Consider the following 23,077-nt stretch of genomic DNA (forward strand, 5'->3'; position numbering starts at 1 on the left):
GCTCCGTTCAAAGCGTGGCGGAGGGCGGCGCGACACGCGCCAGGATCCGCAGATCGTCGCCGATCCGCTCGACGCTGTGGAACGCGAGTCGCGTGCGGGCGTCGAGGCTCGCCGGCGCGGCGAGGTCGAACATGCCGGCCGCGTCGCTGCCGAGCAGGCTCGGCGCGAGGTAGACCAGCAGCTCGTCGACGCACTGCTCGCGCAGCAGCGAGCCGTTCAGCTTGTGACCGGCCTCGACGTGCAGCTCGTTGACGCCGCGCGCGCCGAGCGCCGCCAGCATCGCGGGCAGGTCGACCTTGCCGTACGCATTCGCGAGCGGCACGATTTCCGCGCCGCGCGACTTCAGCACGTTCGCGCGCACTTCGCCGGCGGCGTCGAGCCGGCCGCAGAAGATCAGCAGCGGCGCGCCTTCGAGCAGGCGCGCATCGAGCGGCAGGTCGAGGCGGCTGTCGACCAGCACGCGCTGCGGCTGGCGCGGCGTGTCGACGCCGCGCACGGTCAAGAGCGGGTTGTCCTCGCGCACGGTGCCGATCCCGGTGAGGATCGCGCATGCGCGCGCGCGCCAAGCATGGCCGTCGAGGCGCGCGGCCTCGCCGGTGATCCACTGGCTTTCGCCGGACGGCAGCGCGGTGCGTGCGTCGAGCGACGCGGCCGTCTTCATCCGCACCCACGGGCGGCCGCGCGTCATCCGTGACACGAAGCCGATGTTCAGTTCGCCCGCTTCGTTCGCGAGCAGCCCGCAGCGCACGTCGATGCCCGCGTCGCGCAACATCCCGAGGCCGCGCCCCGACACCTGCGGATTCGGGTCTTCCATCGCCGCGACGACCTTCGCGACGCGCGCGTCGATCAGCGCGTTCGCGCACGGCGGCGTGCGGCCGAAGTGGCTGCACGGCTCGAGCGTCACGTACACGGTGGAGCCGGCGACGTCATGGCCGCGCGCACGCGCGTCCTTCAGCGCCTGCACTTCCGCGTGGTCCTGGCCGGCCGGCTGCGTGAAGCCTTCGCCGATCACGTCGCCGTCCTTGACGATCACGCAGCCGACGCGCGGGTTCGGCGCGGTCGTATACATGCCGCGCGCCGCGAGCGTCAGCGCGCGCTGCATGTGGGCGAAATCGGTATCAGAGAACATGCGTGCGGACCCGGGTCAGGCGGCGAGGGCCGCGAATGCGCGGCGTGCGGCCGCGAGCGTCGCGTCGATCACCGCGTCGTCGTGCGTGCTCGACACGAAGCCGGCCTCGTACGCGGACGGCGCGAAGTACACGCCTTCGTCGAGCATCAGGTGGAAGAAGCGGTTGAAGCGCTCGACGTCGCTCTTCGTCACTTCCGCGAAGCTGACCGGCACGCGCTCGGCGAAGTACAGGCCGAACATCGCGCCGATCGAGTCGGCGGCGAACGGCACGCCGGCCGCGCGCGCTTCGGCCGCGAGGCCGTCGGCGAGGCGTTTCGTCTGCGCGGTCAGCGCGTCGTAGAAGCCGGGCGCCTGGATCAGTTGCAGCGTCTTCAGGCCCGCGGCGACCGCGATCGGGTTGCCCGACAGCGTGCCGGCCTGATACACGCCGCCGAGCGGCGCGAGGTGGGCCATGATGTCGCGGCGGCCGCCGAACGCGGCGGCCGGCATCCCGCCGCCGATCACCTTGCCGAGGCAGGTGAGGTCGGCCGCGATCCCGTAGTACGCCTGCGCGCCGCCTAGCGCGACGCGGAAGCCGCACATCACCTCGTCGAAGATCAGCACGGCGCCGTGCTTTGTGCACAGCGCGCGCAGCGCATTCAGGAATTCGGGCGTGCCGCGCACGAGGTTCATGTTGCCCGCGACGGGCTCGACGATCACCGCGGCGATCTCGTCGCCGAACGCGCCGAACGCTTCTTCGAGCGCGGCGACGTTGTTGTATTCGAGGACGGTCGTGTGTTTCGCGATGTCGGCGGGCACGCCGGCCGACGTCGGGTTGCCGAACGTCAGCAGGCCGGAGCCGGCCTTGACCAGCAGGCTGTCCGCGTGGCCGTGATAGCAGCCCTCGAACTTGACGATGCGGCTGCGGCCCGTGAAGCCGCGGGCGAGACGCAGCGCGCTCATCGTGGCCTCGGTGCCGCTCGACACCATCCGCACCTGCTCGATCGACGGCACGAGCTTGCAGATTTCCTCGGCGATCTCGATTTCCGCCTCGGTCGGCGCGCCGAACGAGAAGCCGTCGGCGAGCACGTTCTGCACGGCCGACAGCACTTCCGGATGAACGTGGCCGACGATCATCGGGCCCCACGAGCCGATGTAGTCGATGTACTGCTTGCCGTCGGCATCCCAGAAGTACGGGCCCTGCGCGCGCGAGACGAAACGCGGCGTGCCGCCGACCGAACGGAAGGCGCGCACCGGCGAGTTGACGCCGCCCGGAATGGTCTTCTGGGCGCGTTCGAAGAGGATCTGATTGTTGGACATGTGCGAAACCTGCGAGAGAAGGGCGCGGGGGCCTGTGCACGGGCCGCGGCGCCTGGGCGGAACGATCGTCCGATTGTACCGGAGACGCGCATGACGGGCCCGCCGCACGGTCTGCGGCCTTTCGGCGCGCGGGGGACTGGCCGGCGCGCATGGCCGGCGTCCGATCCGGCCCGTTTATCGCGGCGGCTTGCGCTTGCCGGTCAGTTCGGCCCAGCGCTTCTCCAGCGGCCCTTCGACCATCGGCTTGATCGACGTGCCGGAGGACTGCGCGTCCCAGGTCTGCACCGAGTATGGATGCACGCGCAGCGCGTCGCGCGGGATCACGACGTCCTGGTGGGCGTCGACCAGCCAGTCGTAGACGAAATCGATGCACAGCCGGTAGCCGCGCTTCGTCGCCGGGTCCGGCACTTGGTAGGGCGCGCGCGTCACGTAGCCCGAGCCGAACACGCCCTTCGGCTCCTTCGCGACGCGGTGCAGGAACACGCGATCGCCCGGCAGGATGCCGCGCGCGAAGCCGCAGCCCCACACGTCGTGCACGGCCTCGCCGGCCTTCACGCGCGCGGCGACGTCGGGCAGCTCGGGCCACGGCCATTTCTTGGGGCTCCAGATCAGCAGGAAAGCGGTCATCGGTTCGGTCGTGCGTCGATTGGGTCGGACAAGAGAAGCGGGGAGCCGCAAGCTTAATCGAATCCGCGTGCGGCCTCGTGCCGCCTCGCGCGCCAGCGGCACTGATCGGCCGTACGGCGCCGTCCGGCCGTGCGCGGCGCCCGGCCGCCGGCACGCGAAAAAGTTGCGCGTACAATCATGGGCCTGAGCGCCGTCCGCGGCGCGGCCTCCCGTCTTCACCGCCACGCGCGCCCCGATGCGCGCGGGCCTCCATTCCGGATACCCATGTCCCACGTCGTCCGGCGCCGGCCCGATGCCCGGCTGATCCTGTTGCTTGGCGCGCTCGCCGCTTGCGGGCCGATTGCCACCGACATGTACCTGCCGAGCCTGCCGTCGATCGCCGACGGCTTTTCCGTCAGCCCCGGCGCCGCGCAGCGCACGCTGACGAGCTTCATGGCCGGCTTCTCGATCGGCATGCTGCTGTACGGTCCGATGTCCGATACCTGGGGCCGCCGGCCCGTGCTGCTCGGCGGCATCGCGCTGTTCACGCTCGCGAGCATCGGCTGCTTCGTGTCGAACTCGATCGACATGCTGATCCTCGTGCGGTTCCTGCAGGCGCTCGGCGCAGGCGCGGCGTCGGTGCTGTCGCGTGCGATCGCGCGCGACGCGCACGAGCCGACCGATGCGGCGAAGGTGCTGTCGATGGTTGCGATCGTCACCGCGGTCGGGCCGCTGCTCGCGCCGCTGATCGGTGGGCAGATCCTGCGCTTCTCGGGCTGGCGCGGCGTGTTCGTCGTGCTGGCCGTGTTCGGTGCGGTGTGCGCGACGACCGCGTACCTGCGCGTGCCCGAAACCTGGCCGAAGGAGCGGCGCAAGAGCGCGGCCGTGCTCGCGTCGTTCGCATCGTACGGGCGCATCCTCTCCGATCCGGTCGCGTGGGGGCACATGCTGTGCGGCGGGATGGCGTTCGCGTCGATGTTCTCGTACATCACCGCGACGCCGTTCGTGTACATCGAGTATTTTCACGTGTCGCCGCAGCACTACGGGTTGCTGTTCGGCCTGAACGTCGTCGGGATCATGATCGGCAATTTCGCGAATACGCGACTCGTCGGCCGCATCGGTTCGCTGCGCATCATCGCGGCCGCGTCGCTCGTGAGCTGCATCGCGTCGCTCGCGGTTGCGCTCGTCGCGCTGACCGGGTGGGGCGGGCTGTGGTCGATCGTCGTGTGCCTGTTCTTCGTGGTCGGCGTGGTCGGGATCCTGTCCGCGAACTGCACGACCGACCTGATGCATCGCTATCCGCACAACGCGGGCGCGTCGGCGGCCGTGTTCGGCGCGATGCAGCTCGCGCTCGGCGCGATCGCGAGCGTCGCGATCGGCGCACTCGCGGACGGCACGCCGTTCGCGATGGGCGTGACGATCGGCGTCACCGGCGTGCTGTGTTTCGTCGGCCGCTCCCTCGTGCTGCGCTGGCATGGCCGGCCGGTGAAAGCAGGCGCCTGAGCCGCCGCGGCATGAAAAAACGCCACCGCGCGATGCGTCGGTGGCGTTTTTTTTCGGGCGGACGGAAAGCGGTCGCCGCCGTGCCGTATCGGGCGTCAGTCCCGCGCGACGTCCTTCGCCGCCGGCGACGCGCCGTGGCTCAGCCAGTCGAGCACGTCGGCCGTCTCGTCGTCGCTCGCCCGTGCACGCGCCTGCGCGACGGCCTCCGGCAGCTCGCCGTTGGTCGATGCGCGACGGATCGCGACGCCGACCGCGAGGATGTCGATCATCAGCAGATGCAGGATCCGCGAGATCATCGACAGCTGCGATTCGCGCATTTCGATGTGGTCGGTCTCGAGCGCGACGGTCGCGCGCTTCGCGAGCGGCGTGTTGCTCGACGTGATCGCGATCACCTTCGCGCCGGCCTGCATCGCGACTTCGAGCACGCGCAGCAATTCCGGCGCGCGTCCCGACTTCGACACCGCGACGATCACGTCGCCCTTGCCGAGCAGCGCGGCCGATGCGGCCTGCATGTACAGGTCGCCGTACGCGATCGTCGGAATCCCGAAGCGGAAGAACTTGTAATGCGCGTCCTGCGCGACGATGTTCGAGTTGCCGAGCCCGTAGAACTCGATGCGCCGCGCGCCGTTCAGGATCTCGATCGCGTTCTCGACGTGCTCGAAGTTCAGGTGTTCGCGCAACTGCAGGATCGCGGACACCGTGTTGTCGAGCACCTTCGCGCCGAAGTCGGTGGCCGTGTCGCCGAGATGCACCTGGCTGTGGCTCATCGGAATCGTGCCGGTGAGGCCGGTCGCGAGCTTCAGCTTGAAGTCCGACAGCCCCTGGCAGCCGAGCGAGCGGCAGAAGCGGATCACCGTCGGCTGGCTCACGTCCGCCTTGCGTGCGATGTCGACGATCGGGTCGTTGATGATCGAGCGCGGATGGTTCAGCGCGAGATCGGCGACGCGGCGCTCGGCCGGCGTCAGCGCGTCGCGCATCTGGCGGATCCGCTCGAACACGGCCGACGATGCGCCGCCCGACCGGTTCGACAACTGCTCCGCGAGGATCGCCGACACGCCGAGGAATGCCGGATATTCGGCGGTGATCAGGTAGGTCGGGATGTTCTGGAGATACTGCGCGAAGCGGCCCTTCGCCTCGAAGCGCGCGCGGAACGACGAGCGCGTGAACAGTTCGCCGAGCTTCAGCGCGACGCCGCCGCCGATGTATACGCCGCCGAGCGCGCCGAGCGTCAGCGCGAGGCTGCCGGCGAACGAGCCGAGGATGCCGCAGAAGCATTCGACCGCCTCGAGCGCGAGATCGTCGCCCGCATGCGCGCGCTCGACGATCTCCGCCGTGTCGACGGTCGCGGCCACGCGCTTCTTGTCGCGCGCGGCGAGCGCGCGGTAGATGACCTCGATGCCGGGGCCCGCGCACACGCGTTCGAACGACACGTGCGGAAACTTCTTGCGCGCGTATTGCAGCACGAGATCCTCGCGCTCGTCCTGCGGCGCGAACGATGCGTGACCGCCTTCGCTGCCGAGCGCGATCCAGCGGTCGTCCGCGGGAATCAGGCCGGAGACGCCGAGCCCCGTGCCAGGCCCGAGCAGCCCGATCACGCTGTTCTGGCGGCGCGTGCCGCCGCCGATCTGCACGCGCTGCGCATCGGTCAGGCCCGGCAGCGCCATCGCGAGCGCGGTGAAGTCGTTCACGACGAGCAGCGTGTCGAAGCCGAGCGCGCGGCGCGTGGCCTCGATCGAGAAGCTCCAGTCGTGATTGGTCATCGTGACCTGGTCGCCGTCGACCGGGTTCGCGATCGCGATCGCCGCATGGTTCACGCGGCTGATCTTCACGTCCTTCAGATACTTGCGGATCGCGTCGGTGAGCGTCGGATAGTCGGCGCCGGGGTAGACGCGGATCTGCGTGATCTCGCCGGGGCCGGTTTCCAGCGCGAAACGCGCGTTCGTGCCGCCGACGTCCGCGAGCAGGCGCGGGCCGTCGGCATGCTGGCCCGCGACGACAGCCTTACTTTGCGCACCAGTAGACATCGAGCTTGGTCCCCTTGTCGTTGGCCAGTTGGGAAATCGCGTTCTTCTGCAGCGATGCGGCCGCTGCGTCGAGCACCGCGCGTTTGCGTTCGCCCGCGATCAGCAGGAACAGCCGGTCGACGCGCTTGAGCGCATCGAGCGAGAAGCTCACCCGCGCATGCGGCGCGGCACCGGGATGCACGGCGACGAAGCGCTCGGGCGTCGCGATCGCGTGGTCCCATTCGGGCGCGTCCGCGAAGATCGACGCGGTGTGGCCGTCCTCGCCCATGCCGAGCACGGCGACGGTCGGTACGCGGTAGTCGGCGTTCGCGTTGAGCGCGGCGACGTGCGCGTCGAGCGACACGCGCGTATCGACGAGCGGCAGGAAGCGGGCAGGGGCCGCCGCGTGCTGCAGCAGCGTGTCGCGCACGAGGTGCGCGTTGCTGGCCGCATCGTCCTCCGGCACCCAGCGGTCGTCGACCAGCGTGACGTCGACGCCGGCCCAGTCGAGCGCCGCATGCGACAGCGTTTGCAGGAACGGGCGCGGGCTCGTGCCGCCGGACACCGCGAGCGTCGGGCGCGCGGGGCCGCCGAGCGCGGCGCGCAACGCATCGCCGACGGCGCGCGCGAGCGCTTCGCTTTGCGCTTCCTGGGTGTCGAAAGCGTGAATCTCGATCACATCTCCTCCGGACTGCTTTGTCTGTTCAATTCGTGCGAATCATGGGGCACGTTGCCGCGCGCTTGCGCGCACGACAACGGTTTGCATCAGTTTTCTTCTTCGAGCCAGCAGGTGCCGTGCTGCGCGAGCATCGCGCTCGCCGCGGCCGGCCCCCACGTGCCTGCCGCATACGGCTTCGGCGGCTTCAACGAGCGGGCCCATTCGTTCAGGATCGGCTCGACCCAACGCCACGCGGCTTCCTGCTCGTCGCGACGCACGAACAGCGCGAGGCGGCCGTTGATCACGTCGAGCAGGAGGCGCTGGTACGCCTCCATCTGCCCTTCCTTGAAGAAACGGTCGAATGCGAGGTCGAGGTGCACGCTCGCGAGGTTCATCCCTTCGCCGGGCTGCTTCGCGAGGCAGTACAGGCGAATCGTCTCGTTCGGCTGCAGCCGGATCACGAGGCGGTTCGAGCCGGCGCGCAGCGCGGTCGGCCCGAGGGCCGAGTGCGGCACCGGCCGGAAGTTGACGACGATCTCCGCGACGCGATCGGCGAGACGCTTGCCGGTGCGCAGGAAGAACGGCACGCCGGCCCAGCGCCAGTTCTCGATCTCGACCTTCAGCGCGACGAAGGTTTCGGTCGGGCTGTCCGGCTTCACGCCCGGCTCGGTCGCGTAGGCCGGCACCTGCGCGCCCTTGATCACGCCCGCATGATACTGGCCGCGCACCGCGACCTTGCCGATGTCGCGCGAATCGACGGGTTTCAGCGCGCGCAGCACGCGCAGCTTTTCGTCGCGCACCGAGTCGGAGTCCATCGAGTGCGGCGGCTCCATGGCGACGATCGACAGCAGCTGCAGCAGGTGGTTCTGCACCATGTCGCGCAGCGCGCCCGTATTGTCGTAGAAATCGCCGCGCGCCTCGACGCCGAGCTCCTCGGCGATCGTGATCTGGATGCTCTCGACCCATTCGCGGCGCCACAGCGGCTCGAACAGCGCATTGCCGAAGCGCAGCGCGAGCAGGTTCTGCACCGGCTCCTTCCCGAGGTAGTGGTCGATCCGGTAGATCTGGTCTTCCGCGAAGATCTCGCCGACCGCGTCGTTGATCGCGTTCGACGAGCGCAGGTCGTAGCCGAGCGGCTTCTCGAGCACGATGCGCGCGCCTTCGTTCAGCCCGACCGAGGCGAGCGCCTTGCAGATCGGCACGAACAGCGACGGCCCCGTCGCGAGATAGAACACGCGGATGCCGGGAAGTTGCGCGACCGCGTCGCGCAGCACGACGTAGTCCTCCGCGCGACCGAGGTCGAGCTTCACATATTCGATGCGTTCGAGGAAGGATTTCCACGCGGTGTCGTCGAAGGCCTTGCCGGCCGCCTTCGCCGCGTGCGGCTTCACATGCGTGTCGACCCACTCGAGATAGCCGGCCCGATCCGATTCGTGCCGCGCGACGGCAACGATCCGGCCGCTTTCCGCGAGCATGTTGCCGCGGTGCGCTTCGAACAGCGCGGGCAGGATCTTGCGCATCGACAGGTCGCCGGTGCCGCCGAAAAGTACGAAGGTAAAGCTGGAATCGGTATGCATGTGTCTCCGCCGGTTGGGGGTGCTGGGAAGCGATCCGTAGTGCGATAAAAATATTTTTGACACTGAATTGTAGTTTAACTACAATCCGCCGCAAGGGGTAGCACCTGGGTGAAGAAAAAAAGAAGTGCGGTCGATGAACTGCGCGAGCTTCGCCTTCGGGAACGCCTTGTGCCGAATGTTATCGGACATTGACGGTGCGCATCGTCCGCGCGCCGTCGCCCCCGGGCTCGCGCCGCGGCATCGCGGCGGGCCAGAAACACAAAGAGGAGACACGCCGTTGAATCTCGATTCACGCTTTCTGTAAGAGCCCGGCCGGTCATCGGCCCCGTACGCTGCATGCGTCCCGCGGCTCGATTTCCCCGTCGTTTATCAAGAAGCCGGTTCCCCGTCGGGGAACTTCACGAGTTGATTCAGTCTGGAGGAGATAAGTAATGAAAGTTCGCTCGATCATGGGCGCGCTCTGCGCCGCGGGTCTGATGGCTGGCGCCGTGGCGGCGCAGGCGGCCGAGAACGTAACCGTGCTGCACTGGTGGACCTCGGGCGGCGAGTCGAAGGCCGTCGGCGTGCTGAAGGACGACGTGCAGAAGCAGGGCTACGTGTGGAAGGACTTCGCGGTCGCGGGCGGCGCCGGCGCCGCGGCGATGACCGCGCTGAAGACCAAGGTGATCAGCGGCGACGCACCGTCGGCCGCGCAGATCAAGGGCCCGCTGATCCAGGACTGGGCCGACCAGGGCGTGCTCGTCAACATCGATTCCGCCGCTGGCGACTGGAAGCAGAACCTGCCGCCGGAAATCGACAAGATCATCAAGTACAAGGGCCACACCGTCGCCGCGCCGTTCTCGGTGCACCGCGTGAACTGGCTCTATATCAACAAGGCCGCGCTCGACAAGGTCGGCGCGAAGGTGCCGACCACCTGGCCGGAATTCTTCGCGGTCGCCGACAAGCTGAAGGCCGCGGGCATCCAGCCGGTCGCGATGGGCGGTCAGCCGTGGCAGGACCTGACGCTGTGGGAAGACGTCGTGCTGTCGCAGGGTGCGGCGTTCTACAAGAAGGCGCTGGTCGATCTCGACCAGGCGACGCTGACGTCGCCGCAGATGCTGTCCGTGTTCGACACGGTGCGCAAGATCCAGGGCTACTTCGATACCGGCCGCAACGGCCGCGACTGGAACCTCGCGACCGCGATGGTCATCAACGGCAAGGCCGGCATGCAGTTCATGGGCGACTGGGCGAAGGGCGAGTTCGAGAACGCCGGCAAGAAGGCGGGCAAGGACTACATCTGCGCGGCGGTCCCGGGTACGGCGAATTCGTACACGTTCAACGTCGACTCGTTCGTGTTCTTCCAGCAGAAGGGCCAGAAGGACGCGACGCCGGGCCAGGTCGCACTCGCGAAGACGATCATGACGCCGGGCTTCCAGGAGCAGTTCAGCCTGCTGAAGGGCTCGGTGCCGGTGCGCCTCGGCGTGAAGATGGACAAGTTCGACGACTGCGCGAAGAAGTCGTACGCCGACGAGCAGACCGCGATCAAGTCGGGCGGCTTCGTGCCGTCGCTCGCACACGGGATGGCGCAGGGCGATGCAACGGCCGGCGCGATCACCGACGTCGTGACGAAGTTCATGAACTCGCAGCAGGATTCGAAGAGCGCGGTCGCCGCGCTCGCGAAAGCCGCGAAGGTGAAGTAAAGCGCGACAGGCGCCCGGCCGGAAACGCTTCGTCGGCCGGGCGTTTTTGCAAGTGCAGCAAACGGGCTCGCCCGCGGGCCCGTGCCGTACCTGGCGCCGGCCCGGCCTGCGTCACCCTCGTTCCAGGAGTCGAATCAAGTGGCTGCCCCTCTTAGCGGAAACGGATCCGGCGCTGCCGCCGCACGGCGCACGTCGCCGATGTCGGCCTTCGCCGATCGCTGGATCCCGAAGCTCGTGCTCGCGCCGAGCCTCGCGATCGCCGTGGTGTTCATCTACGGCTTCATTCTGATTACCGGCTATCTGTCGCTGACCAACTCGCGGCTGTTGCCGAACTACGAATTCGACGGCTTCGGCCGTTACACGGACCTGTTCCAGAACGACGTGTGGTGGACCTCCGCCGCGAACCTCGGCTGGTTCGGGATTCCGTTCATCGCGATCTGCGTCGCGCTCGGGCTGTTCCTCGCGATCCTGCTCGACCAGCGGATCCGCAACGAAGGCGCGCTGCGCGCGATCTTCCTGTATCCGATGGCGCTGTCGTTCATCGTCACGGGCACCGCATGGCAGTGGATCCTGAACCCGGGCCTCGGCCTGGAGAAGGTGATGCACGACTGGGGCTGGACGAGCTTCTCGTTCGGCTGGCTCGACGATCCGGACAAGGCGATCTTCTGTATCGTGATCGCCGCCGTGTGGCAGTCGACCGGCTTCGTGATGGCGCTGTTCCTCGCCGGGTTGCGCGGTGTCGACGCCGAGATCTTCAAGGCCGCGCAGGTCGACGGCGCGACGCTGCCGACCATCTACCGCAAGATCGTGATCCCGAGCATGCGCCCCGTGTTCTTCTCGGTGCTGCTGATTCTCTGCCACATCACGATCAAGACCTTCGACCTGGTGGTCGCGTTGACGGCGGGCGGCCCCGGCACGTCGTCGTCGCTGCCGGCCATGTTCATGTACACGTTTTCGTTCAACCGCGGCCAGCTCGGGCTCGGCGCGGCGTCGTCGGTGATGATGCTCGCGACCGTGGTCGCCGTGCTGGTGCCGCTGATGTATATGGAATCGAGGAGCACCCGCAATGCAGCCTAAGATGACGATCAGCCGGGCAGTGATCTATGCGGCGCTGATCCTGTTCGCGCTGTATTTCCTGTTCCCGATCTACGTGATGCTGTCGACGTCCTTCAAGGATCTCGACCAGTTGCGCACCGGCAACCTGCTGACGCCGCCGACGCACTGGACCGTCGATCCGTGGGTGAAGGCGTGGAGCGGCGCGTGTACCGGCGTGCGCTGCGACGGCATGAAGCCGTTCTTCCTGAACTCGCTGCAGATGGTGATCCCGGCCGTGCTGATCTCGTCGCTGATCGGCGCGTTCAACGGCTACGTGCTCACGCACTGGCGCTTTCGCGGCGCGGATGCGCTGTTCACGATGATGCTGGTCGGCTGCTTCATTCCGTTCCAGGTGATCCTGCTGCCGATGGCGCGCCTGCAGGGGATGCTCGGCCTTGCCAACACGATTCCGGGCCTCGTGTTCGTGCACGTCGTGTACGGGATCGCGTTCACGACGATGTTCTTCCGCAACTTCTACGTGAGCGTGCCGGCCGAGCTCGTGAAGGCCGCGCGCATCGACGGCGCGGGCTTCTTCACGATCTTCACGAAGATCCTGCTGCCCGTGTCGCTGCCGATCTTCATGGTGTGCCTGATCTGGCAATTCACGCAGATCTGGAACGACTTCCTATTCGGGATCGTGTTCTCCGGCGTCGACTCGATGCCGATCACGGTCGCGCTGAACAACCTCGTCAACACGTCGACGGGCGTGAAGGAGTACAACGTCGACATGGCCGGCGCGATCATCGCCGCGCTGCCGACGCTGCTCGTCTACGTGGTCGCCGGCCGCTACTTCGTGCGCGGGCTGACGGCGGGCGCGGTGAAGGGGTAAGCGCGGATTCATCCGATACGACGAACCGGCCGCGCACGACGCGCGGCGCATCGAAACGAACCCGACGCGGCGCCGCAGTGCGCCGCGCGAGACGAGACAGAGGATTCACAGCATGGCAAGCCTTTCCATCCGTGACGTGTACAAGACCTACCCGAACGGGGTGCCGGTCCTGAAGGGTGTCGACATCGAGATCGAGGACGGACAGTTCCTGATCCTGGTCGGCGGGTCGGGCTGCGGGAAGTCGACGCTGCTCAACATGATCGCCGGCCTCGAGACCGTGACGAGCGGCGAGATCTGCATCGACGGCAAGGTCGTGAACGACCTGTCGCCGAAGGATCGCGACATCGCGATGGTGTTCCAGTCGTACGCGCTGTATCCGTCGATGACGGTGCGCGAGAACATCTCGTTCGGCCTGAACATCCGCAAGGTGCCGAAGAGCGAGCAGCAGCAGATCGTCGAGCGCGTGTCGGCGATGCTGCAGATCCAGCATCTGCTCGACCGCAAGCCGGGCCAGCTGTCGGGCGGCCAGCGCCAGCGTGTCGCGATGGGCCGTGCGCTCGCGCGCGATCCGTCGCTGTTCCTGTTCGACGAACCGCTGTCGAACCTCGACGCGAAGCTGCGCATCGAGATGCGCGCGGAAATCAAGCTGCTGCATCAGCGCCTCGGCACGACGATCGTCTACGTGACGCACGACCAGATCGAGGCGATGACGCTCGGCGACCGGATCGCGGTGATGAAGGACGGTGTGGTCCAGCAGTTCGGCGCGCCGCAGGAAATCTACGATTCGCCGTCGAATCTGTTCGTCGCGGGCTTCATCGGCGCGCCGCCGATGAACTTCATCAACGGCAAGCTGGTCGAGCAGGGCAGCGGGATCGCGCTCGAGATCGACACGGGCCTCGCGCGTGGCGCGCTGAACCTGCCGTTCGACGCGAAGCGGATGAACGGCCACGTCGGCCGCGAGGTGATCCTCGGCCTGCGCCCGGAGCGCATCACCGACGTGCGCAACGCACACCACGGCGAGACGTCGCAGCTGCAGCCGATCGACGTGCGCGTCGACGTGACGGAGCCGACCGGGCCGGACACGCACGTGTTCGCGCAGGTCAACGGCAAGCGGATCGTGAGCCGCGTGCATCCGGCCGCGAATCCGCAGCCGGGGCAGACGCAGTCGCTGCTGTTCGACGTGTCGAAGGCGGTGCTGTTCGATCCGGCGTCGGAAGAGCGGATCGCGTGAGGCGAACGGATTCGAGGCATCGACGACGCGATCCGGATCGTATTCGATTCGGATGCCCGTCGATCGCCCCGTCTCACGAGATGTTCTTGAATTCAGTGCAGAGGTCATCTTCAGCCCGCCGCATAGTGGCCGGCGGGCGGCAGTCATGGACTGGGCAGTGACAAAAAATACGAACCGATCGCATGCAGTACCGGCATGAACAGAAGGCACGCGAAGACGGTCGGAAAATAAAACCTCGAGCGGCGTATGGTGGAAAAAAGGCCGGCCACTGCGACGATCAGACAAACTGTCGCGAGTGCGCCGAACAGGTCGCTATCTGCGACTATCGAAAATAGCGCAAGCATCTTTGCTCCACGGCTTACCGATTGAATGCAGCGAAATTCCAGCGATACAGTTGGAACTGCTTCAGGAAATCTTTGACTTCGGCGCCAGTTGTCTCGTTTCTGTAGTCCCACCCGTCTTCACTGGGCGTGTAGTGTCCGTTTTCGACCCCCATGCCTGCGTAGTTGGCACTTTGGGGGTCCGCACGGTTCCGGCCGAAGATCCGCATGATCGTCGTGAACGGGCGTACGATTACGCCGCTCGAATTGCCCTGCATGATCGAAATGGACGAAGGTGAAGAACTTGTGACCAATTGGACATGATGTCCGATACCTGCGCGATCATTGGCCTGTACAAGCATATCCCCGGGCAGGAGCGACTCCGGTGTCTGAAGTCGCGAGGTATTTGAATCCGTGCGTTGCATGTCTGGTGCGCCGAAGGTCAACGACACCATATCGGCGAAACCGTACATCGTCGAATCGTATCGCTGGTGCTCGGATTCACCGTAGATTTCCATGTTCCGATAACTTCGTACGCCGGTTGTCAGCTTCAGGGGCAATCCTTGCAATGCGGCAAACTGGATAAGCAGCCGCAACGCGAAATCTTCACACGTAAATTGATTCACGCGCGCGCTGCCGTTGCGATCCCAGTACATTTCCGTTTGGAGTTGCCTCGCCAGTTGCGGGGCGGCAAGGTGGTATTCGTCGATGTCAGCGTCGGTCCATTTACGAACTGTTTTCCAGAATGTCTTGAATCGGGCAGTGACAGGTTTCGGTGACGTATCGCTCGTTGGCGTGGTTTTTCGCGTCGCGATCCGTTTGTACCGATTGCCTTCAGGAGAAACGTGGATGTGTTCCGGCATGGCTATTCCGCGAGATAGATCGTGATGTTTTCGGCATGCGACGCGGACGTGAGCATGTGAGTTTGTCCATATGCGTCCGTTCGGCCGTATTCGAATGCTCCCGTGTCGCGCTGTAACGCATAAGCGACGTTGCTTAGCGGATTGCCAGCAGCGTCCCGAAAGACGAAGCGGTCGTCAAAGGTGGAGGATGCAATTGCCGTAACCGCCTGCGTTGCGGCGAGCCCAGATTCCGATCCGGTATCGCAATCCCGAGTGTCAATTTTCCATTTGCGTCCATATCGGGAAATGATGCGAGGAGAGCGATCGCAGCGACATCGGACCCAATCGCCGCTCAAGGCTTGAACTCTCCCTGCGGAAGTGAAGTCACGCATTCGCTTCTTGTTCGGGGCGCCGGGCGCTGCTTCAATCGTTCCGAAGCTTTCACAACTGCTGCACCACGCGCGTTGTCCGACGAATGTGATTTTCCGACGCTTGCCGTCTTCTCCCACGATCGTTCCACATTTACCTCCGTCCAGTACGTAGCCGCCGCTGTCCAGCGGATCGTCTTCAACTACCGCAAAAAAAATGGTCATGCCGTGTCACTCGTTTGCACTTGTCGAGCAGAACGTAGCATGGAGTACTGAGTATTGAAATGGGAATGCAAAAAACTGTGTCTGATAAATCGCTCGGTTTCGAATCAATGGCGTGCAACAACAAGGAGGTGTTCCAACCATCCCTTGTGTTTCAAGCGATGCTTGAATTCAGTGCGGCAACCGCACGTCGAACTTGAACGTCGCGAGCCGCGCGACGAGGATGAAGCCGGTCGCGAGCAGCACGCTGTACACCGAATCGAACTGAAGCCACGCGAGCAGCAGGTAGAACCAGCAGCCGATGAACGCGCAGGTCGCGTACGGCCGCGAATCGCGCAGGATCAGCGGGATGTCGTTGCACAACACGTCGCGGATGATCCCGCCCACCACGCCCGTGATCACGCCCATCATCACCGCGATGAAGCGCGGCATCTCGGCATCGAGCGCGATCGCGGTGCCGGAGATGCTGAAGATGCCGAGCCCGATCGCGTCGGCCACCAGCAGCAGCCGCTCGGCCGACAGCCGCGACAGCATCCGCAGCACGAACGGCGCGAACAGCGCGAGCACGAAGATCGCGATCACGTAGTCGTCGTGCACGACCCAGTAGAACGGCCGGCGCTCGAGCAGGATGTCGCGCAGCGTGCCGCCGCCGAACGCGGTGGCGAGCGCGACGACGAACGTGCCGACCGAGTCGAGCCGGTTCTTGCGTGCCTCGATGAAACCCGAGATCGCGAACGCCAGCGTCGCGATCGCTTCCAGTACCGCGATCGCGAGCGTCAGCCTAGGATGCGGCACGCGGCCCCCGATCGGCGGGCGCCGCGAGCGGCTGCAGCAGCACGAGCACCGCGCCCGCGCCGCCGTCGTGGCTGCGCGCCTCGCAGAACGCGATCACTTCCTCCTTCTGCACGAGCCACGCGCGCACCTTGCCCTTCAGCACGGGTTCCTTGCCGATCGAGCCGAGCCCCTTGCCGTGAATCACGCGCAGGCACCGCAGTCCCTTCTTGCCGGCCTCGCGGATGAATTCCGCGAGCGCGTCGCGCGCTTCGTCGCGCCGCATCCCGTGCAGGTCGAGCTGCGCCTGCACGATCCATGCGCCGCTCCTCAGCTTGCGCACGACGTCGCGGCTGATGCCGGGGCGGTGGTAGTACAGCGATTCGTCGCTGTCGAGCAGCGTCTCGGGATCGAATTCGTCGGACAGCGTCGCATTCAGCACGTCTTCCTCGTCGCGCCGAGTCTGCTTCGGCACCGGGTCGGGCGGCGTGCGGCCGGACTTCGCGCGCGGCGGCGCGTTCAGCGGCTGGATCGCGCCGATTTCGTTGCGGAACAGGTTCGCGTCGGCCTCGGCCTGCCGGGCGGCCTTCGCGGTTTCGACGCGGGTGCGCTCGCGGCGGTCGGCTTCGCCTTGCAGCGACTTGCGCAACGCGCCGAGGCCGGCCAGACCCTGGCCGCGCAGCGTGGCTGCGTCGGGCGCGGGCGGCGGCGCGGCGGGCGCGGGGTTCGACGGACGGGCGGCGATCTGCCGCTTCGCGGGATCGCTCGGATGGGGCTGGTTCTTTGCCATGATTCGGTAACCGGGCAGGCGCGTTCGGACGCGCGGGCACAAAAAAGCCGCTGCACGGCGGCAGCGGCTTTCCGGTCGAGCCCGCTTCGCGGCAGCGGACGCCATTGTAGCGCCCGGCGCGCGAAGGCCTGACGCTTACTTCTTGTCGTGCAGGCTTTCGAGGTAGCGCTGCGCGTCGAGCGCGGCCATGCAGCCCGTGCCGGCGCTCGTGATCGCCTGGCGATACACGTTGTCCTGCACATCGCCGGCGGCGAACACGCCCGGCACGCTGGTCGACGTCGCATTGCCTTGCAGGCCGCTCTTCGTCAGGATGTAGCCGTCCTTCATCTCGAGCTGGCCCTGGAACAGGTCGGTATTCGGCTTGTGGCCGATCGCGACGAACACGCCCTGCACGCTGAGGTCCTGCTTCTCGCCGGTCTTCACGTTCTTGATGCGCAGGCCCGTGACGCCCGATTCCTCGCCCGTCACCTCGTCGAGCACGTGATCCCACTTGATGTCGACGACGCCTTCCTTTTCCTTCTCCAGCAGACGGTCGATCAGGATCGGCTCGGCGCGGAACTTGTCGCGGCGGTGGATCACCGTGACCTTCTTCGCGATGCCCGTCAGGTAGAGCGCTTCCTCGACGGCCGTGTTGCCGCCGCCGATCACCGCGACTTCCTGGTTGCGATAGAAGAAGCCGTCGCAGGTCGCGCAGGCCGACACGCCCTTGCCCATGAATGCTTCCTCGGAAGCCAGGCCGAGATACTGCGCGGATGCGCCGGTCGCGATGATCAGCGAGTCGCACGTGTATTCGCCGGAGTCGCCGATCAGCCGGATCGGCTTTTCGTGCAGTTTCGCGGTGTGGATGTGATCGAATACGATTTCGGTGTTGAAACGCTCGGCGTGCTCCTGGAAGCGCGCCATCAGTTCCGGGCCTTGCACGCCCTTCGCGTCCGCCGGCCAGTTTTCGACGTCGGTCGTGGTCATCAGCTGGCCGCCCTGCGCGATGCCGGTGATCAGCACCGGGGACAGGTTGGCGCGTGCCGCGTAGACGGCAGCCGTGTAGCCGGCGGGGCCGGAACCGAGAATCAGGACTTTGGCGTGTTTGGGCGTGGACATGTGCGAATCCGTAAAAGGCGGCCGCGGCGGGCGGGGTAGGCCCGCCGTACGATCCGGGTTGACCGGGATGCCGTCATAGATGGGTATCAGACGCGCATTATAAAGGCCCCGTTGCTGCGCTGCCGAACGAGAGTTTCAATCGTGGCGATAGCATTGCCCGGCGGTCGCTTCGGCGCCCGGCCCTCTTATGTAACCGTCATTTACACTTGACGCCCCGATGCAGCGTTTACAATAAGCGCGATCGAACGACAGGCGGGCGCGCGGCCCGTCCTCTTTATACGGATTCATGGCAAAAGCTCCTTATTCCGCCCAGGCACAGGCGTTGCCGCACCGGATGTCGAAGCTCCTCACGGAGATCCGCTGGATTCTCCAGGTCGCGCTCTGCGCTTTTCTGGTGATGGCCCTGTTGAGCTACAGCCGGCGCGATCCGAGCTGGACGCACGCCGCGCAGGTGGACCACATCTCGAACTGGGCCGGTCGCGTCGGCGCATGGACGGCCGACATCATCCTGCTGCTGTTCGGCCTGTCGGCCTACTGGCTGATCGTGCCGCTCGGGCGGCGCATCGCGGTCAACTACCGGCGCATCACGCGTCACGAGGCGGTCGCCGACGAACCGGAGCGGCCGATCGGCTGGCTCACCGAGATCTTCGCGTTCGTGCTCGTCGTGCTGGCGTGCGACGGCATCGAGGCGCTGCGGATGTGGTCGCTGAAGGTGCAGCTGCCGCGCGCGCCGGGCGGCGTGATCGGCGAGGCCGTCGCGGGTGCGATGTCGCATGCGTTCGGCTTCACCGGCGGCACGCTGCTGCTCCTGATCCTGCTCGCGATCGGCCTGTCGCTGTATTTCCGCTTCTCGTGGCTGTCGGTCGCCGAGCGCGTCGGCGGCGCGATCCTGTCCGCCGTCAACGTCGCGAAGCTGCGCCGCGAGGCCGAACGCGACCGCAAGCTCGGCGAGGCCGCGGCCGTGCGCCGCGAAGGGAAGGTCGAAGAGGAGCGCGTGCGTATCGAGGATCACGAGCCCGTGACGATCGTGCCGCCGGTCGTCACGCCGGCGAAGTCCGAGCGCGTCGAGCGCGAGCGCCAGGTGCCGCTGTTCACCGACCTGCCGGGCGATTCGACGCTGCCGCCGGTGTCGCTGCTTGATCCCGCGCCGAAGACGCAGGAAGCGATTTCGGCCGATACGCTCGAATTCACGTCGCGCCTGATCGAGAAGAAGCTGAAGGACTTCGGTGTCGAGGCGAGCGTCGTCGCCGCGTATCCGGGCCCGGTCGTCACGCGCTACGAGATCGAGCCGGCCACCGGCGTGAAGGGCAGCCAGATCGTCAATCTCGCGAAGGATCTCGCGCGTTCGCTGTCGCTCGTGTCGATCCGCGTGGTCGAGACGATCCCGGGCAAGAACTACATGGCGCTCGAGCTGCCGAACCAGCGCCGCCAGACGGTCCACCTGTCCGAGATCATCGGCTCGGAAGTCTATGCGGCCGCGTCGTCGGCGCTGACGCTGAGCCTCGGCAAGGACATCGGCGGCAAGCCGGTGTGCGCGGATCTTGCGAAGATGCCGCACTTGCTGGTCGCCGGCACGACGGGTTCGGGCAAGTCGGTCGGGATCAACGCGATGATCCTGTCGCTGCTCTACAAGGCCACCGCGGAGCAGGTGCGTCTGATCCTGATCGATCCGAAGATGCTCGAAATGAGCGTCTACGAAGGCATTCCGCACCTGCTGTGCCCGGTCGTCACCGACATGCGCCAGGCCGGCCATGCGCTGAACTGGACCGTCGCGGAGATGGAGCGCCGCTACAAGCTGATGAGCAAGCTCGGCGTGCGCAACCTGGCGGGCTACAACAACAAGATCGACGAAGCGGCGAAGCGCGAGGAAAAGATCCCGAATCCGTTCAGCCTGACGCCGGACGATCCCGAACCGCTCGGCCGCCTGCCGAACATCGTCGTCGTGATCGACGAGCTGGCCGACTTGATGATGGTCGTCGGCAAGAAGGTCGAGGAGCTGATCGCGCGGATCGCGCAGAAGGCGCGCGCGGCCGGCATCCACCTGATCCTCGCGACGCAGCGTCCGTCCGTCGACGTGATCACCGGCCTGATCAAGGCGAACGTGCCGACGCGGATCGCGTTCCAGGTGTCGTCGAAGATCGACTCGCGCACGATTCTCGACCAGATGGGCGCCGAATCGCTGCTCGGGATGGGCGACATGCTGTACCTGCCGCCGGGCACCGGGCTGCCGGTGCGCGTGCACGGCGCGTTCGTCGCCGACGACGAAGTGCATCGCGTCGTCGACAAGCTCAAGGAGCAGGGCGAGCCGAACTACGTCGAAGGGCTGCTCGAGGGCGGCACCGTCGACGGCGACGAGGGTTCGGCCGGCGCGGGAACCGGCGAAGGCGGCGGCGAGTCTGATCCGTTGTACGACCAGGCGGTCGAGATCGTCATCAAGAACCGCCGCGCGTCGATTTCGCTCGTGCAGCGCCATTTGCGGATCGGCTACAACCGCGCGGCGCGGCTGCTCGAACAGATGGAACAGTCGGGGCTCGTGTCGGCGATGTCGTCGAGCGGCAACCGCGAAATTCTTGTGCCGGCGCGCGACGCGGAATGAGTCCGCGGCGCCCGCAGCGCCGGCCACCCAGGGAGAAAACCGCAACATGCAGCAACTTTCGTTCGTCCCTTCCCTTCGTTCGACGCGGCGCTGGCTCGGCGCGGCGTTCGCCGGCGCATCGCTGATGCTCGCGGCGACGCACGCGTTCGCGGGCGGCACCGAGCAACTGAAGGCCTTCGTGTCGCAGGTGCGATCGGCGAAGGGCGATTTCACGCAGCAGATCGTCAAGGCGCCGGCCAAGGGCGCGAGCGCCGCACAGGCCGCGCCGAAGCCGAACGACAACTCGAGCGGCACGTTTGTGTTCTCGCGTCCGGGCAAGTTCATCTGGACGTACCAGAAGCCGTACCAGCAGGTGCTGCAGGCCGACGGCGACAAGCTCTACGTGTACGACCGCGACCTGAACCAGGTCACCGAGCGCAAGCTGAACGGCGCGTTGGGCGCGAGCCCGGCCGCGATCCTGTTCGGCAGCAACGATCTCGACAAGAACTACACGCTGCGCGACGCCGGCGAGAAGGGCGGCATCGAGTGGCTGGAGATGCTGCCGAAGGCGCAGGACACGCAGTTCCAGCGGATCGGCATCGGTTTCCGCAACGGCACGCTCGCCGCGATGGAACTGCACGACGTGTTCGGCAACGTCACGCTGCTCACTTTCACGAACATCCAGACGAACCCGCCGCTGAAGAGCGATGCGTTCAAGTTCGTCGTGCCGAAGGGCGCGGACGTGATCAACGGCTGATCGGCACCGCACCATTTTCCCGACACGGGCCTGCCGGCGACGGCAGGCCCGTGTTGTTTTGGGGCGCGGGCACTGGGCGCGGGCACCGGGCGCGGGCACCGGCCCGGCGGCGCCGTCGTGCGGCTGTCATAATGTCGGGTCCGGCGGCCCGTTCGGCCGCCATCGTTTGATCTGGAGCGAGGGTTCATGTCCGACCTGTTTCAAGTCGAGCCGCGCCGGCCGCTCGCCGAGGCGCTGCGGCCGAAGACGCTCGCCGAGGTGATCGGCCAGACGCATCTGCTGGGAGAAGGCAAGCCGCTGCGGCTCGCGTTCGAATCCGGCAAGCCGCATTCGATGATCCTGTGGGGGCCGCCCGGCGTCGGCAAGACGACGCTCGCGCGCCTTACCGCGCTCGCGTTCGACTGCGAGTTCATCGCGCTGTCCGCGGTGCTCGGCGGCGTGAAGGACATCCGCGAGTCGATGGAGCAGGCGAAGGACACGCTGAACCGCACCGGCCGCCACACGATCCTGTTCGTCGACGAAATCCACCGTTTCAACAAGGGGCAGCAGGACGCGCTGCTGCCGTTCGTCGAGTCGGGGCTCGTGACCTTCATCGGAGCGACGACCGAGAACCCGAGCTTCGAAGTCAACTCGGCGCTGCTGTCGCGGGCGCAGGTGTACGTGCTGCAGTCGCTGAACGACGACGAGATGCGCCAGCTCCTCAAGCGCGCGCAGGAAATCGCGCTCGACGGCCTCGCGTTCGACGACAAGGCGATCGATACGCTGATCGGTTATGCCGACGGCGACGCGCGGCGCTTCCTGAACCTGCTCGAGCAGGCGCAGACGGCCGCATCGTCCGCCAGGGTCACGACCATCGATGCCGATTTCGTCAGCAGCGCGATGACGCTGAACGCGCGGCGCTTCGACAAGGGCGGCGACAACTTCTACGACCAGATCTCGGCGCTGCACAAGTCGGTGCGCGGTTCGAGCCCGGACGGCGCGCTGTACTGGTTCTGCCGGATGATCGACGGCGGCGCGGATCCGAAATATCTCGCGCGCCGGATCGTGCGGATGGCGTGGGAAGACATCGGCCTGGCCGACCCGCGCGCGCTGCAGGTGGCGAACGACGCGGCCGAGACCTACGAGCGGCTCGGCTCGCCGGAAGGCGAGCTGGCGCTCGGGCAGGCGGTGATCTATCTCGCGTGCGCGGCGAAGAGCAACGCGGGCTACAACGCGTTCAACCAGGCGATGGCGTTCGTGAAGCAGGACAAGTCGCGCGAGGTCCCCGTGCATCTGCGCAATGCGCCGACCAAGCTGATGAAGGAACTCGGCTACGGTCACGCGTATCGCTACGCGCACGACGAGCCGAATGCCTACGCGGCCGGCGAGTCGTACCTGCCGGAGGGGATGCGCGAGCCGCGCTGGTACAAGCCGGTGCCGCGCGGGCTCGAATCGAAGATCGCCGACAAGCTCGCGTGGCTGCGCGAACTCGACCGCGAGGCCGGCAAGAAGGACTGACCGGCCGCGCGCGGCTTGGATCGGATCAGCGCTTGCGGGGCCCTGACCGGCGCTGCTGTCCCACGCCGAGCAGCGGCGCCGCGCGACGCGTTTCGCCGGCGGCCGACGCGCAGCCGGGATTGCGATATTCCCACGCCCGTCACGCGTTTGCGGCACTGTCCATCCGGCCAATGCCGTGGCGGCCCCGCGGTGCGTTAGAATTCCCGTCTTACACAACGATTTTCCAAG

The 23,077-nt window shown here is 66.6% G+C and carries 19 protein-coding genes; 8 read left to right on the forward strand and 11 right to left on the reverse strand.

The features are described 5' to 3' along the window. Positions 1 to 7: 7 nt before the first annotated feature. The 3 genes from ribD to ACV22V_RS21630 all read right to left on the reverse strand — a co-directional run bounded on the left by ribD (position 8) and on the right by ACV22V_RS21630 (position 3,055). Positions 8 to 1,129, reverse strand: coding sequence for a bifunctional diaminohydroxyphosphoribosylaminopyrimidine deaminase/5-amino-6-(5-phosphoribosylamino)uracil reductase RibD (ribD, locus tag ACV22V_RS21620; RefSeq protein ID WP_059690777.1), 1,122 nt, complete (start codon positions 1,127 to 1,129; stop codon positions 8 to 10). Positions 1,130 to 1,144: 15 nt separating this feature from the next. Beyond that, complete coding sequence (gene hemL, locus ACV22V_RS21625) at positions 1,145 to 2,428, reverse strand: glutamate-1-semialdehyde 2,1-aminomutase (RefSeq protein ID WP_448015524.1); 1,284 nt, start codon at positions 2,426 to 2,428, stop codon at positions 1,145 to 1,147. A gap of 174 nt (positions 2,429 to 2,602) precedes the next feature. Then, entirely contained in the window at positions 2,603 to 3,055 is a 453-nt protein-coding gene (locus ACV22V_RS21630) for a hypothetical protein (protein ID WP_448015525.1), read from the reverse strand. 264 nt (positions 3,056 to 3,319) lie between these two features. Here ACV22V_RS21630 and ACV22V_RS21635 point away from each other — a divergent pair, with 264 nt between their 5' ends. Further along, the gene (locus ACV22V_RS21635) at positions 3,320 to 4,537 is read left to right on the forward strand and encodes a Bcr/CflA family multidrug efflux MFS transporter (protein ID WP_059820205.1); all 1,218 of its coding nucleotides are present in this window, start codon (positions 3,320 to 3,322) and stop codon (positions 4,535 to 4,537) included. A gap of 95 nt (positions 4,538 to 4,632) precedes the next feature. Here ACV22V_RS21635 and ACV22V_RS21640 read toward each other — a convergent pair whose 3' ends face one another. The 3 genes from ACV22V_RS21640 to zwf all read right to left on the reverse strand — a co-directional run bounded on the left by ACV22V_RS21640 (position 4,633) and on the right by zwf (position 8,775). Further along, positions 4,633 to 6,561 carry a bifunctional transcriptional regulator/glucokinase gene (locus ACV22V_RS21640; RefSeq protein WP_059690778.1) on the reverse strand — a complete coding sequence of 643 codons (1,929 nt, stop codon included), beginning with the start codon at positions 6,559 to 6,561 and terminating at the stop codon, positions 4,633 to 4,635. After that, positions 6,539 to 7,219 (reverse strand): 6-phosphogluconolactonase, encoded by a 681-nt coding sequence (gene pgl / locus ACV22V_RS21645; protein ID WP_448015526.1) that lies wholly within the window; start codon positions 7,217 to 7,219, stop codon positions 6,539 to 6,541. The genes ACV22V_RS21640 and pgl overlap by 23 nt, the downstream gene beginning before the upstream one ends. An 86-nt stretch (positions 7,220 to 7,305) precedes the next feature. Further along, positions 7,306 to 8,775, reverse strand: coding sequence for a glucose-6-phosphate dehydrogenase (gene zwf, locus ACV22V_RS21650; protein WP_059530188.1), 1,470 nt, complete (start codon positions 8,773 to 8,775; stop codon positions 7,306 to 7,308). Between the two features lie 431 nt (positions 8,776 to 9,206). Here zwf and ACV22V_RS21655 point away from each other — a divergent pair, with 431 nt between their 5' ends. The 4 genes from ACV22V_RS21655 (at position 9,207) to ACV22V_RS21670 (ending at position 13,609) form a co-directional block, all read left to right on the forward strand. Beyond that, positions 9,207 to 10,454 carry an ABC transporter substrate-binding protein gene (locus tag ACV22V_RS21655; RefSeq protein WP_059530186.1) on the forward strand — a complete coding sequence of 416 codons (1,248 nt, stop codon included), beginning with the start codon at positions 9,207 to 9,209 and terminating at the stop codon, positions 10,452 to 10,454. Positions 10,455 to 10,592: 138 nt separating this feature from the next. Then, positions 10,593 to 11,531, forward strand: a complete 939-nt coding sequence (locus ACV22V_RS21660; protein WP_059509685.1) for a carbohydrate ABC transporter permease — start codon at positions 10,593 to 10,595, stop codon at positions 11,529 to 11,531. Next, complete coding sequence (locus ACV22V_RS21665) at positions 11,521 to 12,378, forward strand: carbohydrate ABC transporter permease (RefSeq protein WP_059448153.1); 858 nt, start codon at positions 11,521 to 11,523, stop codon at positions 12,376 to 12,378. The genes ACV22V_RS21660 and ACV22V_RS21665 overlap by 11 nt, the downstream gene beginning before the upstream one ends. A 112-nt stretch (positions 12,379 to 12,490) precedes the next feature. After that, on the forward strand, positions 12,491 to 13,609 hold the full coding sequence (locus ACV22V_RS21670) for an ABC transporter ATP-binding protein (protein WP_059530181.1): 1,119 nt from the start codon (positions 12,491 to 12,493) through the stop codon (positions 13,607 to 13,609). Positions 13,610 to 13,967: 358 nt separating this feature from the next. Here ACV22V_RS21670 and ACV22V_RS21675 read toward each other — a convergent pair whose 3' ends face one another. From ACV22V_RS21675 to trxB, 5 genes are all read right to left on the reverse strand, one after another. Continuing rightward, on the reverse strand, positions 13,968 to 14,792 hold the full coding sequence (locus ACV22V_RS21675) for a hypothetical protein (protein WP_448015527.1): 825 nt from the start codon (positions 14,790 to 14,792) through the stop codon (positions 13,968 to 13,970). 2 nt (positions 14,793 to 14,794) lie between these two features. Further along, complete coding sequence (locus ACV22V_RS21680) at positions 14,795 to 15,364, reverse strand: hypothetical protein (protein ID WP_448015528.1); 570 nt, start codon at positions 15,362 to 15,364, stop codon at positions 14,795 to 14,797. A 168-nt stretch (positions 15,365 to 15,532) separates the two neighbouring features. After that, positions 15,533 to 16,156 (reverse strand): trimeric intracellular cation channel family protein, encoded by a 624-nt coding sequence (locus ACV22V_RS21685; RefSeq protein ID WP_059530178.1) that lies wholly within the window; start codon positions 16,154 to 16,156, stop codon positions 15,533 to 15,535. Next, positions 16,143 to 16,922 (reverse strand): Smr/MutS family protein, encoded by a 780-nt coding sequence (locus ACV22V_RS21690; RefSeq protein ID WP_448015529.1) that lies wholly within the window; start codon positions 16,920 to 16,922, stop codon positions 16,143 to 16,145. Before ACV22V_RS21690 ends, ACV22V_RS21685 begins: the two co-directional genes overlap by 14 nt. Before the next feature lie 135 nt (positions 16,923 to 17,057). Next, entirely contained in the window at positions 17,058 to 18,020 is a 963-nt protein-coding gene (gene trxB, locus ACV22V_RS21695; protein ID WP_059530173.1) for a thioredoxin-disulfide reductase, read from the reverse strand. A gap of 286 nt (positions 18,021 to 18,306) precedes the next feature. On the opposite strand from trxB, the gene ACV22V_RS21700 reads away from it, so the two are divergent. The 3 genes from ACV22V_RS21700 (at position 18,307) to ACV22V_RS21710 (ending at position 22,849) form a co-directional block, all read left to right on the forward strand. Beyond that, entirely contained in the window at positions 18,307 to 20,616 is a 2,310-nt protein-coding gene (locus ACV22V_RS21700; protein ID WP_059530170.1) for a DNA translocase FtsK, read from the forward strand. 46 nt (positions 20,617 to 20,662) lie between these two features. After that, complete coding sequence (gene lolA / locus ACV22V_RS21705) at positions 20,663 to 21,352, forward strand: outer membrane lipoprotein chaperone LolA (RefSeq protein WP_059530168.1); 690 nt, start codon at positions 20,663 to 20,665, stop codon at positions 21,350 to 21,352. Between the two features lie 186 nt (positions 21,353 to 21,538). Beyond that, a complete protein-coding gene (locus tag ACV22V_RS21710) occupies positions 21,539 to 22,849 on the forward strand; it encodes a replication-associated recombination protein A (RefSeq protein WP_014897797.1) in 1,311 nt (436 codons plus the stop codon). The last annotated feature ends 228 nt before the right edge of the window (positions 22,850 to 23,077 follow it).

This window comes from Burkholderia sp. AW33-5 (assembly GCF_053427615.1).